This is a genomic window from Heliobacterium mobile (assembly GCF_009720735.1).
Taxonomy (GTDB): domain Bacteria; phylum Bacillota; class Desulfitobacteriia; order Heliobacteriales; family Heliobacteriaceae; genus Heliobacterium; species Heliobacterium mobile.
This window is the reverse complement of record NZ_WNKU01000019.1, coordinates 56,763-71,778: the sequence shown is the minus strand read 5'-3', so window position 1 is coordinate 71,778 and position 15,016 is coordinate 56,763. Positions and strand designations below refer to the sequence as shown.

The 15,016-nt window shown below is 50.6% G+C and carries 13 protein-coding genes; all 13 read right to left on the bottom strand.

Translation table 11 applies throughout. The annotated features are described in order from the left end of the window. A partial coding sequence (locus tag GJ688_RS14360) for a transposase (protein ID WP_207708820.1) occupies window positions 1–533 on the bottom strand: 533 nt, incomplete at its 3' end. A gap of 765 nt (window positions 534–1,298) precedes the next feature. Continuing rightward, the gene (gene ppdK, locus GJ688_RS14350) at window positions 1,299–3,980 is read right to left on the bottom strand and encodes a pyruvate, phosphate dikinase (protein WP_155477243.1); all 2,682 of its coding nucleotides are present in this window, start codon (window positions 3,978–3,980) and stop codon (window positions 1,299–1,301) included. Then, complete coding sequence (locus GJ688_RS14345; RefSeq protein ID WP_170292015.1) at window positions 3,973–4,830, bottom strand: pyruvate, water dikinase regulatory protein; 858 nt, start codon at window positions 4,828–4,830, stop codon at window positions 3,973–3,975. The genes ppdK and GJ688_RS14345 overlap by 8 nt, the downstream gene beginning before the upstream one ends. A gap of 20 nt (window positions 4,831–4,850) precedes the next feature. After that, complete coding sequence (locus GJ688_RS14340; RefSeq protein WP_170292020.1) at window positions 4,851–5,492, bottom strand: helix-turn-helix transcriptional regulator; 642 nt, start codon at window positions 5,490–5,492, stop codon at window positions 4,851–4,853. Window positions 5,493–5,767: 275 nt separating this feature from the next. After that, window positions 5,768–7,843 (bottom strand): glycine--tRNA ligase subunit beta, encoded by a 2,076-nt coding sequence (gene glyS, locus GJ688_RS14335; protein WP_170292014.1) that lies wholly within the window; start codon window positions 7,841–7,843, stop codon window positions 5,768–5,770. A 26-nt stretch (window positions 7,844–7,869) separates the two neighbouring features. Beyond that, window positions 7,870–8,769, bottom strand: a complete 900-nt coding sequence (glyQ, locus tag GJ688_RS14330; RefSeq protein WP_170292013.1) for a glycine--tRNA ligase subunit alpha — start codon at window positions 8,767–8,769, stop codon at window positions 7,870–7,872. 169 nt (window positions 8,770–8,938) lie between these two features. Then, complete coding sequence (gene recO, locus GJ688_RS14325) at window positions 8,939–9,733, bottom strand: DNA repair protein RecO (RefSeq protein ID WP_155477241.1); 795 nt, start codon at window positions 9,731–9,733, stop codon at window positions 8,939–8,941. Between the two features lie 34 nt (window positions 9,734–9,767). Then, window positions 9,768–10,445 carry a deoxyribose-phosphate aldolase gene (deoC, locus tag GJ688_RS14320; RefSeq protein ID WP_155477240.1) on the bottom strand — a complete coding sequence of 226 codons (678 nt, stop codon included), beginning with the start codon at window positions 10,443–10,445 and terminating at the stop codon, window positions 9,768–9,770. Between the two features lie 14 nt (window positions 10,446–10,459). Next, window positions 10,460–11,377 (bottom strand): GTPase Era, encoded by a 918-nt coding sequence (gene era / locus GJ688_RS14315; RefSeq protein ID WP_407928958.1) that lies wholly within the window; start codon window positions 11,375–11,377, stop codon window positions 10,460–10,462. A gap of 116 nt (window positions 11,378–11,493) precedes the next feature. Next, complete coding sequence (gene cdd / locus GJ688_RS14310; RefSeq protein WP_155477238.1) at window positions 11,494–11,919, bottom strand: cytidine deaminase; 426 nt, start codon at window positions 11,917–11,919, stop codon at window positions 11,494–11,496. Beyond that, on the bottom strand, window positions 11,916–12,293 hold the full coding sequence (locus GJ688_RS14305) for a diacylglycerol kinase (protein ID WP_155477237.1): 378 nt from the start codon (window positions 12,291–12,293) through the stop codon (window positions 11,916–11,918). The genes cdd and GJ688_RS14305 overlap by 4 nt, the downstream gene beginning before the upstream one ends. 8 nt (window positions 12,294–12,301) lie before the next feature. Continuing rightward, window positions 12,302–12,790 carry an rRNA maturation RNase YbeY gene (gene ybeY, locus GJ688_RS14300; protein WP_170292012.1) on the bottom strand — a complete coding sequence of 163 codons (489 nt, stop codon included), beginning with the start codon at window positions 12,788–12,790 and terminating at the stop codon, window positions 12,302–12,304. Continuing rightward, window positions 12,768–15,014, bottom strand: coding sequence for an HD family phosphohydrolase (locus tag GJ688_RS14295; protein WP_155477236.1), 2,247 nt, complete (start codon window positions 15,012–15,014; stop codon window positions 12,768–12,770). Before GJ688_RS14295 ends, ybeY begins: the two co-directional genes overlap by 23 nt. Window positions 15,015–15,016: the final 2 nt, after the last annotated feature.

The following is a 15,016-nucleotide window of genomic DNA, read 5'->3' as shown; positions in this document are numbered from 1 at the left end:
CCAATTCGGTTGGTTACTTTTTGGGAACTTAACAGGGAAAAATCAATGGGAAGAAAGCTATGCCCATCACTCCAACCGAGCGTGAGCATGCGAAATCCACGGACAAATTGCCCGGCTGCGTGATCATGGACTCTCGCCAATAACTCGACACATTTACTGCGATTTCGACTAAAAATGGAATCGTCCACAATGAAACAACACACACGTTTGTCCGAAGTAAGTCGCTTCATTGCGGAAATCCTCTCTGCGCTTAGCGAGGAAAGAAACTTACGCCATCCGTAATGAGGGGAGTTGAGGAAGCGATAAATCGCATCTTTTCCGGGAAAGAGTTTACCTTTACTGCTCTGTAGTAATTTGTGCCATGTCTGATGACGGAAAATCAATAAGAAAGCAACTTGAAAAAGATAAAGACACGAAAAACCATTACTCTTACAAATACCAGCCTGGCGAAGATGTTTGCCAATTTTTAATTCAGAAAAAGCACCGCGAATGTCTTTCGGGAGTTGATCGACTTGACCCTTTTGCTCTATCATAGGGAGTGACACCTCTCTCTGGTAGTGTTTAGTTAGCGGTAACTTCACTTTACCAGTCGTAGAGGTGTTTTTCTATGTCAAGCACCAGAATTTGTTGGCGAAATTCCCATACTGGTTAAGGGTTTAACGCGATTTTTAATCTGCGAAACTTGAGTTACTAATAAATACTGAAATAAAAACTGCCAATAAGGTCAGAGAAAAAATCAGCGCCAGCTTTTTCTGCAACAGTGACAAAATGTATAAAAGGTCGATCTCAAGTGTGTTCGGTTCTTCATTGTTCTTTTCGAACATGAATACGCTACCTCTCCTTAGAGCTTAGGAAGATCCAGTCACTTTACAATAGCGGAATCGAAGGAACTCCGTACTCAACTATTATTCACTTGTGATCAAAGGACATCCAACCGAATTGGATTTTATAAATAAGGAAATTAATTCTACAAGTTCTTGTTAATTCCTTCTTATCAATTCAGTACATGTAAATGTTTTGTTTAAAAGAAAAATCCCTTGGCATACTGCCAAGGGCACAAAACGCAGTGGCTCCGCTGCCACACCTGCGTTGGAAATATAATCCATTATAGTCTATGCAATTCACTGGGGTCTTTATGACCATTTTTTTGGGTTCTTTTCGTTCCTGTTTTTTGATCCACCTGGGAAGCGAGCGGAATGAGTTCACCGGGCATTTCTGTTTGAAAGAGTTCATCATCATCAAATACTTCTATCATGGTCCTAGTTTTGCCCGGATAAATTCAAAATATAAGCCTTTGATTAGCTGTTTTTGACGGCCGCTTGGGCTGCAGCTAGTCGAGCGATGGGAACCCGGTAGGGGCTACAGGAGACAAAGTCCAAGCCGATGAGATGGCAAAACTCGATGGACGAAGGCTCGCCGCCATGTTCACCGCAGATACCTACAAGCAGTTCGGGACGGGTCGCACGGCCTTTTTCCACGGCGATCTTCATCAGTTGGCCGACGCCTTCTCGATCCAGCACGATGAAGGGGTTTTCCGGGAGGATCTTACGATCTCTGTAATAGCCAAGGAACTTCGATTCGGCATCGTCACGAGAGAAGCCAAAGGTGGTCTGGGTGAGGTCGTTCGTACCGAAGGAGAAGAACTGAGCCTCTTTGGCGATTTGATCGGCCGTAAGGGCTGCCCGAGGCACTTCGATCATAGTACCTACAGTGTACTCAAATTTGACACCCGTCTCAGCCATTACCGCTTCGGCTGTATCGACAACCAGTTGACGCAGGAAGGCCAACTCATTGATGTGAACGACCAGCGGAATTTCCACTTCAGGCTCTACCTCGTAGCCCTCTTGTACCAATTGGGCTACAGCTTGGAAAATAGCCCGCGCTTGCATCCCGTAAATTTCCGGGTAGGTGATCCCTAAGCGGCATCCCCGGTGACCGAGCATGGGGTTAAATTCGTGGAGGGTGCGGACTTTTTTCAGCAGTGCTTCCGTCTCTTCCAGCTTAGACAGAATAGCTTCTTTTTGATCGTCAGCGTATTCTAAAGCACAGCGCATTTTCGTGACTTCTACGACTAGGTCTTCCTCATTGGGCAAGAACTCGTGAAGAGGAGGATCGAGCAGACGAATACATACGGGGAATCCGGACATGGCTTTGAGGATACCATAGAAGTCCTCCTGCTGCATGGGAAGCAGTTTGGCTAAGGCGACCTGCCGTTCTTCTAAGTTCTGGGACAGGATCATTTCCTGTACGATGGGGAGTCTCTCTTGGGCCATGAACATATGCTCCGTGCGGCAAAGACCGATACCGGTAGCACCGAAAGCCCGCGCTTGTGCTGCCTCTTGTGGTTTATCAGCGTTGGCTCGAACACCGATGGTCCGGATTTCATCAGCCCAGGACAGCAGGGTCTGGAATTCACTGGTGAGTTCCGGTTCGAGCATCGGTACAACGCCTTCAATCACCCGTCCCGTAGATCCGTCGATTGAGATGGTATCGCCTTTTTTGTAGGCTTTCAAATCGCCTGCAGCAGTCGGAACGATGAACTCTTGACGTGCATAGTCGATGCGCAAGGTTTCGCAGCCGCAGACACAAGTCTTGCCCATCTGGCGGGCAACGACAGCGGCGTGGGAGGTCATACCGCCACGGCTGGTCAAGATGCCTTGGGCTTGAACGATCCCGTGAATGTCATCAGGCGTCGTCTCGGTCCGGACGAGGATGATCTTTTCACCCGTCTTTCCGAGGGCTTCTGCTTCATCGGCGTCAAAGACGATTTTGCCAGAGGCGGCGCCGGGGGAGGCAGGCAAACCAGTGGCAATGACGGTCAGTTTGGCCGTCGGGTCGATTCGGCGGTGGAGCAACTGGTCCAGATGTTCCGGCTCGACTCGCTGGATCGCTTCCTCTTTGTTGATCAAATTTTCTTCGACCATGTCTACGGCGATCTTCACGGCAGCGGCGGCAGTACGTTTTCCGTTACGGGTCTGCAGCATCCAAAGTTTTCCGCCTTGAATGGTGAATTCAATGTCCTGCATGTTTCGATAATGTTTCTCGAGAATACCGCAGATATTGACAAACTGATCGAAGACTGCCGGCATTTCTTCTTGGAGTAGAGAGATATGTAAAGGAGTCCGAATACCAGCGACAACATCTTCCCCTTGAGCATTGATCAAGTATTCACCGTAGAGCGTCTTTTCCCCAGTCGAAGGGTTGCGGGTGAAGGCTACACCAGTGCCGCAATCATTACCCATGTTACCGAAGACCATCGACTGCACATTGACAGCGGTGCCGAGATCATCGGGGATCTTGTGGATTTGACGATAGATGATGGCGCGATCGTTATTCCAAGAGGAGAAGACTGCACGGATGGCTCCTTCTAACTGAGCCATCGGGTCTTGAGGGAACAATTGTCCGGTTGTCTTCTTGACCATCACTTTGAAGTCTTCAATCATGGCGCTAAGCGACTCAGGGCTCAGTTCATTATCAAAACGAACGCCTTGTTTGTCTCGGTAGGATTCTAAAATGTGTTCGAACTCGGCATGGGAAGCTCCGAGAACGACGTCAGAATACATCTGAATAAAGCGACGGTAGCAGTCGAGGGCAAAGCGACGATTCTGGGTCGCTTCGGTCAGACCGTTTACGGTTTCATCGTTCAACCCCAGGTTCAGGATCGTGTCCATCATCCCCGGCATCGAGAAGACAGCACCGGAGCGAACCGACACGAGCAGAGGATTTTGCGGGTCTCCGAATTTTTTCCCTAGTTTCGCTTCGACTTGTTCGAGAGCCGCTTTCACCTGGCTCATCAAAGACTCGGGAAAGTCTTTTCCATGATCATAGTAAGCGTTACATGCTTCTGTCGTGATCGTAAGACCGGGAGGTACAGGCAGACCGATATTGGTCATCTCGGCCAAGTTGGCCCCTTTTCCTCCGAGAAGGGATTTCATCTCCGCTTTCCCTTCTTCAAACAGATAGACCCATTTCTTAGACATTCCGTTCCCCCCGATAGTAATATTCTAAAACTTTGGCGGCAGTTTCTTCTACCGCTTTGTTCGTGACGTTGATAATGGGACAACCGACTCGCTTCATGATGGAATCGGCATATTCCAACTCGCCCATGATTCGTTCAAAACTGGCATAATCGGCTGTTCCTGCCAATCCCAGCGTCTTTAAGCGTTCTGTACGGATGCCATTGAGCAGACTTGGCGAGATGGTTAATCCGATGACTTTTCGCCGAGGCAATTGGAAAAGTTCTTCCGGCGGCGCTACTTCTGGGACTAAGGGGACGTTGGCTGCTTTTATTCGCTTGTGAGCCAAGTACATACAGACCGGTGTTTTGGACGTCCGGGACACACCGATTAGGATGACATCGGCATGCAAAATGCCGCGAGGATCTTTTCCGTCGTCGTATTTGACGGCGAACTCGATAGCCTCAACTTTCCGAAAGTATTGTTCATCCAGTTGATGCAGCAGACCTGGTTTTAAAGCGGGCTGCAAGTTGGTCAACTTCTGTATCCCTTGAATCATCGGTCCCATGATGTCCACAGTCTGGATACCTTTTTCCTGGGCCATCTGTAGCAACGCTTCTCTCATCTCCTGAATCACCAGGGTGTAGGCGATGATACAAGGTTTACCTGCAGCTTCGTCGATGATTTCTGCGATATGGCACTTTTCTGATACATAAGGTACCCTCTTGATCTCCACCCCGCTGCCGTCAAACTGACTAGCTGCGGCACGAACAACAAACTCTGCAGTTTCGCCGATGGAGTCAGAGACAACATAGACAACGGGCTTTACACCATTGGCAGTAGAGATTTTGTTCCCCTCCCCGGTTTCATTCACCGTCTGTTCACAGAACTTCCTTAATTCTCTCCATCACCGAGTTCTACAAATAATCGGGTGATATTCGTCTTTGTCAACCGGCCGACCACTTCCAGCCGCTCTTCCCCATTGGGCATCACATAAGTTCGGACAACCGGCAGAGCATCAATCTGATGAGAGATGAGCCGTCTGGCAGCCAGGTAAACGGTGTCATCAGGGGTGATGGTAACGATATTGGGCATGCGTGTCATCACCATGCCGATAGGCATTTTCTGGACGTCTCCCCCGCCGATGGCGATTTTCAAGAGATCTTTTCGGGAAACAATGCCGACTAAATACCCTTCCCCGTCCACCACCGATAAGGTACCCACATCTTCGGTGAACATGGTGACTACAGCGTCATACACACTGGCCGACTCCCTCACGACGATGGCCAGGGATTTGATGTCTTTCACCCGTAGTTTTCCGATAGCCCGAGCAACTAATGTGTTTCCAGAGCGGCTGTTGTAATAATAGCCCACTCGAGGGCGAGCTTCCAGAATACCAGACATGGTGAGAATGGCCAGGTCAGGTCGTAATGTGGCACGAGTCAGATTTAACAGATCAGCGATCTGCTCACCTGTGATGGGACCACGATCTTTAACAATCTGTACGATTTTGACCTGACGTTCGGACAGTTCGATAGTTGTCACCACCCTATGGAAAAGTTCACCTGGTCGCCATAATTATGACATACTAAATCTAATTATGACCTACAATGATATATACTATATCAACTGACCTTTTCCTGCTGCGATAAAGCAATTTTTGCTTATATTTTCACAAAAATAGACCTTCGCTGGTGTAGTTACGGTGTCGGAATGATCTTTCTCCAGTGTTTCCCTACGTAAATAGGGGTGTATTGGCTTCGCAGAAGCCAATACACCCCTATTGTTACGATTTGAACATCCCTTTTATTCTAGTCGACAATTTTACTTAAATCGGCAATGCCTGCCGTCAAGCCGACGACCTCATTCAGTAGGGCTAAGCGGTTTTCTCGCACTTCAGCCTTTTCCGCCATGACCATAACCGCATCAAAAAAGTGGTCTACAGCCGGACGCAGTTCAGCGAGCGCTCGTAAAGTCACATCATAGTCGCCTTGAGACTGTTCGATCTTCGCTTGCGCTTGTTCGAGGGCCTCGTAAAGTTCTTTCTCCGATGGAGATTCAAACAGTTCGGGACGAATCGGCTCTTGACCGCCTTTTTTAGCCAAATTGGCGGCCCGGGTATAGGCTGTAATCAATGCAGAGAAGGCATCGACACTCCTTAAAGCCGTCAATGCTTTGGCCCGTTTAAACACTTCGAGTGGTTGATCAATCCCTTCGGCGAGGACAGCCTCGATGACATCATATCGAATCCCTTCTTCGCCGAGGAGATAACGCAGCCGTTGCCGGAAAAATTCGGCCAGGTCTTTTTCGACCTCTTCCAGGCTTCGAGCCGAAGTTATCGCTTTTTGATACAAGTGATACGCTTGCTCGATCGCCGTCGACAGCGACAAGGACAGGTTCCCGCTGAGGATGATCTGGCAAATCCCTTGGGCTTGTCGACGAAGGGCATAAGGGTCTTGAGAACCGGTCGGAATGATGCCGATGGAAAAACAGCCGACGATAGCATCGAGCTTATCGGCTAAAGCGACGAGAGTGCCTTCTATCGTCTTCGGCGTCTCGTCTCCGGAGAAGCGAGGTTGATAATGTTCCCGGATAGCCTGAGCGACGGTGGGCTCTTCTCCCGAGAGACGAGCATATTTCTCTCCCATGATGCCTTGTAGTTCTGGGAACTCGTAGACCATATGGGTGACCAAGTCGGCCTTGGCTAACTGGGCTGCCCGCATCGCCCGCTGTTTCACATCGCCGGAAAAGCCCAGGTGGTCGGCCAAGATGCCGGTCAAGGAGATTTCCCGTTCAACCCGTTCATAGACGGTTCCTAAACTCTCTTGGAAAACGATCTTTTTCAGTTTATCGGCAAAAGCGGCCAGCGGTTGTTTTTGGTCTTCCGCATAGAAGAAAGCAGCATCAGAAAGACGAGCGCGCAGAACTTTCTCATTGCCCTGGCGGACCACATCCAGATGGTCGGCATTGCCGTTGCGGACGGTGATGAACTTAGGCAGCAGCTTTCCTTCCCCGTCTTTGACTGGGTAATAACGTTGGTGCTCTTTCATCGGCGTGATGATCACTTCCGCAGGTAAGTGCATGAAGGAGGGATCGACTTGTCCACACAGTGCCGTTGGATATTCAACGAGATGACTGATTTCCTCAAGCAAACCGGGATCTTCTTCTACATTTCCGCCTTCTGATGCAGCCAAGTCGGTGATTTGCTGCCAGATCATAGCTTTACGCTGCTCATGATCGACGACGACAAAAGCCTGCTCCATCTTTTCCAGGTATTCACCAGGATTGGCCAGCGTAATCGATCCGCCACCGAGGAAGCGGTGACCTGTAGTCTTCCGTCCGGCAATGACTCCTTCGATCTCCAGAGGCAGGATGTCTTCCCCAAAAAGGGCGACGAGCCGGCGGATGGGGCGGGCAAAACGGGTATCTCCCCAAGCCCAACGCATCGGTTTCGGGAAGTTTAATCCGGAAATACAGTTTCGCAAAAGTTGAGGGAGCACTTCTTCGGCAAAACGCCCTGTTTCTTTGCGGATTGCATATACATAAGGTACGCCCGAAAGTTCTTTCGTGATCAGTGACGAAATGTCGACCCCTTGGGAACGGGCGAATCCTTGCACCGCTTTGGTGGGGTTTCCCTGACTGTCATAGGCTGCTTTGACGGCAGGCCCTTTCACTTCCAACTCCAGATCGTCTTGCCGTGTCGCAACGCCTTTGACCATGAGCACCAACCGTCGAGGCGTTCCATATGTTTTTATCTCAGTGAAGGAAAGCCGGACTTCTTGCAAGCCTTTTTCGGCGAGATCTTTTAATTGAGCCAGAGCCGGGGCCATGAACTTCGCCGGAATTTCTTCTGTACCGATCTCTAGCAGTAAATCGCGAGTTTCCACGGGTATCCTCCTCAACGTCCTTAGAATTAATCCAGACCGAGCTTTGCTCGCAGAGCCTTATCTTTGATCAGCGGATAACCGAGTTTTTCCCGCTGTTTTACATAGCCCTGGGCACAGACACGGGCCAAATTACGGACCCTGGCGATGTAGCCCGTCCGTTCCGTTACCGAGATGGCACCTCTGGCGTCGAGCAGGTTAAAGGTGTGCGAACACTTCAATACATAATCATAAGCAGGTTGAACGAGGCCTTTTTCAATCACTCGCAGAGCCTCTTTTTCATACATGTCGAAGAAGGTAAAAAGCGCCTCCACATCAGCTAACTCGAAATTGTAATGAGAGTAATCCACTTCCCCTTGGTGATGAACATCGCCATATGTGATGCTGTCCACCCATTCAATATCAAAGACAGAATCTTTTTGCTGAATGAAGGTGGCAATCCGTTCTAAACCGTAGGTGATTTCCGCACAGACAGGTTTACAGTCGATACCTCCGCATTGCTGGAAGTAGGTGAATTGGGTGACCTCCATGCCGTCGAGCCATACTTCCCAACCGAGTCCCCAAGCGCCCAGGGTTGGTGATTCCCAGTTATCTTCGACAAAACGAATGTCATGCTTCAGTGGATCAATGCCGAGGCGGCGCAGGCTATCCAGGTACATCTCCAAGACGTCGTCCGGTGACGGCTTGAGGATGACTTGATATTGATAATAATGTTGTAAACGGTTAGGGTTTTCGCCATAACGACCGTCAGTAGGACGACGAGATGGTTCCACATAAGCCACATTCCAGGGCTCCGGTCCCAAAGCCCGCAAAAATGTAGCCGGATTCATCGTGCCAGCCCCTTTTTCGATATCATAGGGCTGTTGAATGATACACCCTTGTTCACCCCAGAACTGGTTCAGTGATAAGATGATCTCTTGAAAATTCACGTCAGGGTACCCTCCTTGAACGGAAATGCCATATTTACGCACACTCTTGGTGAAATATCCAGAGTGAACAAACTTCATTTTAACATAAAACGATCCCGAATCGAAATGCAGTCGTATTAAAATCTGCAAACAAAGGCGTGCCCTGGAAACCACTCTGGATTCCAGGGCATCAAGGTTCTTTACTCCTGCTGAAATCAGCCTTTCCCGTCGATAAATCCTCCAACACGCTCCAGGAGCGAACATGGCCGTCATGACGGCAGCGAATCGTGTCTCGCAACATCTTGGTCACTTGACCCATCACCTTTTCCCCGGCTTTGATTCGTTCGATATGACGGGGATCCATCACCAACATATGGCGCAGAAGTGCGATCGTGCTGGTGGCGACGGAAAGTGCATCAGGGTGGCGATGGCGACAGCAATGGCCGATGATTCCGCCTAATGAAGGCGAGTAGTTGACGGGCTTCCCTTCAGCGAAGGAGGATTCCTCATCTAACGGTTCACCGCAATCGATACAGTGATATAACTCGGGACAATAGCCGAGCAGAGCCAACAATCGCAGCTCAAAAAGGCGGGTTACGATAGGCGGAGAAAAGACAGTAAGGAGATGCCAAAAGGTAAGCAGCAGCGGATAGAGGTCAGAACCGCCCTGTTCCGGGCTGAATTTATCGACCAGTTCGGCCATTAAGGAGGCGTGGGCGAACCGATCGATGTCCCCTTGCAATCCTGCAAAAGACTCCAGCGCTTCAGCCTGTGTAATCGTATGCAAATTGCGGCCTTCGTAGAGAACCAAGTGACAATGAGTCAGCGGCTGCGTTCCTGCACGGAGTCGACTTTTGGGCTTGCGCACCCCTTTGGCGATAGCCGAAACCTTGCCCCGTTCCGGTGTCAACAGGGTGAGCAAGCGGTCTGCTTCACCGTAATTACGGCACCTCAAGATCAACGCTTCTGTACGATATACACGCAACGTTTCCGCCCCCGTCGGCCCAAAAAATCGCTTATCAAGCGAATCCGTTCAAAATAGCGATGGACGCACTTGTACCTAACCGATCGGCACCGGCAGAGAGCATTTGCGCTGCCTTTTCCGCTGTTCGGATGCCCCCAGAAGCTTTAACCTTAGCCCGCTCTCCAACAGCCTTACCCATCAAAGCCACATGTTCCACAGTGGCGCCTGCCGGTCCGAAACCAGTTGAGGTCTTGACGAATTCGGCACCGGCTTGGACGGAGCGGTGACAAGCTTCCACGATTTCATCGTCGGAAAGGAAGGCCGTCTCCAGGATCACCTTAACGACAGCCCCGGGATATTGCCGCGCTTCTTCGACAACCGTAGCGATATCCTCTTGTACTTTATCCCAATGGCCCTGTTTTGCCCAGCCCACATTCAACACCATATCCAGTTCGGCCGCGCCTGCCTGCAGGGCAGCTTGGGCTTCTTTCGCTTTGATTTCCGTACAGTTTGCACCGAGGGGAAAACCGATCACCGTCGCCACCTTGACGGACTCATTTTTTAAATGTTTCGCACAAGTTGGTACCCAGATAGGGTTCACACATACAGCGGCAAAACGGTTTGCCACCGCCTCCCGACAAAGCGAGACGATTTCCGCTTCCACCGCATCCGGTTTTAGTAACGTATGATCGATAGTACGGGCCACTTGATCTTTCGTCCATTGGCTGGACATCTTCCAGCCCCCCTTTAGTCTTTTCGGTCGTCGAATCCAAAGGATCGGAGAACATCAGGGCGATGGCGCCAGTCTTTTTTCACCTTGACCCAGAGTTCTAGATAGATCGACGTACCGAGAAGTGCTTCGATTTCTTGGCGGGCTTGTTGGCCCACCTGCTTGAGCAATGAACCGCCTTTTCCGATCAAAATCCCCTTTTGAGAATCACGTTCTGTATAGATCGTAGCGTGAACGACTAAGCCGCCCCGAGGCGTGTCCTGCAAGTATTCGATCACGACAGCCACCGAATGGGGAATCTCTTCCCGAGTCGCCAGGAGAACCTTCTCCCGGACCAGTTCAGCCATCAGTTGTCTTTCCGGTTGGTCGGTGACAGCGTCAGCCGGATAATAGAGCGGTCCTTCTTCCAGTCGTCCGAAGATCAGATCTCTTAAGGTATCTAAGTTCGTCTTTTCCTTCGCCGATACCGGGATAACTTCCTGCCAGGAGACGAGCTGCGAATATTGGGCAATCCGTTTTAGGCCTTCTTCCCGGGTGATAGCGTCCAGTTTGTTTACAACCAAGAAGATCGGTGTTTTGACTTCTTTGAGCAGATTGCTGATGAACTGCTCCCCTCCGCCAGGCTCTTCGGTCACGTCCACAACGTATAAGATCAGATCGACCTCGTTTAAGGTCTTCCGGGCCGTCGTGACCATGATTTCGCCGAGTTTATGTTTCGGTTTATGAATACCTGGTGTATCGAGAAAAACAGCCTGACCGCGGGGGTCATTGAGCACCCCGACGATTCGGTTGCGTGTCGTCTGAGGTTTATCCGACATGATCGCCACTTTTTGGCCGATCAACTGATTCATCAAGGTCGACTTACCGACGTTCGGCCGTCCGATGATGCTGATAAATCCGGAACGGAGGTTCTTTTTTTCGGTCACGGAAGGTATGGTACGTACCTCTTCGTTTGGGAATTTCGGCGATTTTTCACGATTCACTTTATCTCGCTTGTACCGCCGGAGAACGCGGAATTTTTCTGCCAAATAAGGTCACCTCAACAAGATGATTATTGCGTTAACGTAAACATTCCGGGAAGCAACTGGTTTACAGACAAGACCTGACGGCGATCTTCGTTGTCGATCATGATGACGTTCATCTGGGGAGCAAATTCGGCCATCACTTGGCGGCAAGCGCCACAAGGGGTTACAGGCTCCTTTGCGTCCGAAGTCAGCACCAAGAGCCGAAATTGTTGACAACCTTCCGATACGGCCTTAAATATAGCCGTTCGTTCGGCACAATTGGTCAAACCGAAAGAACTGTTTTCAACATTGCAGCCGCTATAAATCTTGCCATCTTCCCCGAGCAGGGCCGCACCGACACGGAACCGGGAATAGGGTGCATAAGCTTTATCTCGAGCCTTTCGAGCTTGCGCAATCAGTTCTGACAAAACCGCTTCTGAGATGGTGGACAAGCCTTCCTGATGACCGGTCATAAGCCACTTCCCTTCCACTGCTGCAGGATTCTTGGCCCAAAGACGACGATACCGGCGATGATGGCGTGAATCGCCAGGATGAGGACGGCACCTGCAGCGGCATCCTTGGCGGCACCAGCAAGGGGATGCCGCTCCGGTCCGATTCGATCGATTGCCGCTTCGATGGCGGAGTTAAAAGCCTCTGCAGAAAGAACCAGAAAAACCGCTGTGACAACCCAAGCCAGTTCCCAACCGCCTAATCGAAACCAAGCGGCCATAGCCATGGTCGTCACAGCGGCAGCGACATGAACACGCATATTCTGCTGGGTTTGGACGACCCAGCTGATTCCACGGGCCGCATAGACGAAGGAGCGAAAAAATGTTGCCCAGTTCATCCTTTAGGTTAGCCTCGCAGGAGTCCTTGATTCTGTAGCACTTTTTCTTCAACAGCCCGCATGGCGCGAGTATCTTCCTCTTCTTGATGATCATAACCGAGCAGGTGGAACATACCATGGACAAAGAGAAAACCCATTTCCCGTTCCAGCGAGTGTCCGTATTCTTTGGCCTGCCGTTCCGCCGTTTCCACAGAGATGATGATATCACCGAGGATTTGACCGGCCGAGGGATCTTCAAATTCGGGCTCATCATCGGTCTGCTCCTCCATGGCAAAGGAGAGCACATCGGTCGGTGCATCGATATTGCGATATTGCAGGTTCATCGTGCGGATTTTTTCGTCATCGGTGAGAACCAGGCTGATTTCCGTATCTTCGACGGGATGGTTGGCTTCCTCCAGACATAGAAGGGCCAATTGCTCAAAGAGAAGCTGCCATGTCTCTTCCTCATCAGGAGTTAAGGATACCTCATCTCGTTCATCCACTATATACAGTTCCACTTCGATTCTTCCTTCCTTCCAATTCCTTCGTCATGCCTTCAGGATACTCAATTCGTGTATGATAGATTCCGTTCAAGACCCGGCAAAAAGCTTGCGCCACCCGATCCAGGTCTTTGAAGGTCAAATCAGACTCTTCCAACTGGCCGTCGTTCAGTTTTTCTTTGATGAGTTTGCGAACCAGCCCTTCGATTTTACCGGGTGTCGGTTGAGGAAGAGAGCGGACAGCCGCCTCCACCGTATCGGCCAGCATCACCAGGGCAGCTTCTTTCGTCTGCGGTTTCGGTCCTTCATAGCGGAAATCCTTTTCCTGAACCGATTCGGTGCGATCCGCTTCCAAGGCTCGGTGATAGAAATAAGATACGAGGGTTACACCGTGATGCTGTTCGACTAAATCGACGACTTGCGGAGGTAATCCTGCTTCACGGCACATCTCCACGCCGTCTTTGACATGGGATGTGATGATCAACGTACTTAAAGTGGGTGCTATCTTATCATGAGGGTTCTGCCCCTGGGACTGGTTTTCAATGAAAAAGGCTGGCCGGCGCACTTTGCCGATGTCATGATAATAGGCGCCTACCCGGACGAGCAGCGTGTCTGCACCGATAGCCTCTGCGGCCGCTTCACCTAAATTTCCGACCAGCAAGCTATGATGGTATGTTCCCGGCGCTTCCATCAAGAGGCGCCGCAGCAAAGGGCGGTTCGGGTTCGCCAGCTCTAAGAGCTTCACAGAGGTAGTCAGCTTAAAAGCAGATTCTAAGTATGGTAACGACCCGATCATGAAGACGGCCGACAAAATACCGTTGATTACACCCATCGGCACTCCATAGGTGGCCAGGACGCGCAATTTGACCCCTGTCGCCAGGCCCATGGCGAAGATAGCGACCATGTTGGCAGCCGCAATGGTAAAACCGGCACGGGCAAAATCCATGCGCTGACTGAAGCGGGATACGCTGTATACGCCGACGATAGATCCTATCCAAGCGACGATGGCATGGGGAATGGAGTAGTCAGCGATGATACCGATAAAACCGCTAAGCACGAATGACATGAACACAGCCACTCGGCTTTCCAAGAGGATCGCCAGCAGCATGGGACCCGTGGCGACGGGAATCACATACAAGAGTTGATTATAGATGTCTTGCTGGTCATGGAGGCGAATACTGGTGATGATCCGGGCCGTCAGCAGCGTCATGGTGGCCATTAACCCCAAAAGGCCGAGTAAACGCTCGTCCTTGTATAGGTCCCGGCGGTATGTACGCAGGTACCAGATGACGATAAATATATTCAACAGGACTAGCAGTGCCATCCCGCCCGTTTTCATCCAGCTTTCGCCAGTTCGGAGCATATCCAGTTGGGATAAAATCCGAATATGTTCTTCCGTCACCACTTCCCCGTTGCGGATGATGATCTCTCCTTTGCGAACGGGGATTGTATAGGGAGCTACGCTCTGTCTGACCTCGTTCCGTAACCGCTTGGTCGCATCCTCGTCGTAGGTGGCGTTGGGACGCAGAAATAGCGGCACGATGACCTGCAGGGTATCTTTCGCATCTTTCGAAAAGGAGGAACTGTTGATCCGCTCTTGCACGTTCGAACGAGCTTCCGCCATGCTGTAGGGTAAGACACGAGTGGATCCTTGCACCGCTGCAGCGGCATCGGAAGGTTCTGCCAAGGCCTCCGTCAGTCCAGGCATATTCAACATAGCAATAACCAAATTTTCCGTTTCCTTTTGAATAAAGGCCAATGACTCAGGACGCATAGCGACGAGTCTTTGCAGAAGAGCGTCCGGTATAGTCACCGTCAACCGATTCTTCAAGGCATCCAACTTTTCGTCGGTCCCATTGCCGTTGATTGTCCCGCCTTCATTCGTTGGACGAGCCTTTTGATACGCTACAACCGCGTTAAAATCTTGCTCAATCTCGTTTTTCACCCGACTGGCTACATTCGGATCGTGAGTATAGACAGGAGGCGTGGCGTTGACCTTCTGGTCCCTGGCAATGCGGGTTCTTTCTTCGTCGACGACATCTTTGGTCATAGGCGATGTGATATCCTTGGAGGATACCTCTCCCGCCTCTAAAGTCTCTGATGGAGACAGGTAGGGATAGGATAAAATCGTAGTAATAGTCAAAAAAAAGACCAGGCCGAAGATGACACGGCGAGTTAAGCTATATTGCCAGGCTTTTTTTACGGCGAGCGTCAACAGAGCTGTTATCTGGCTATACGCCAATC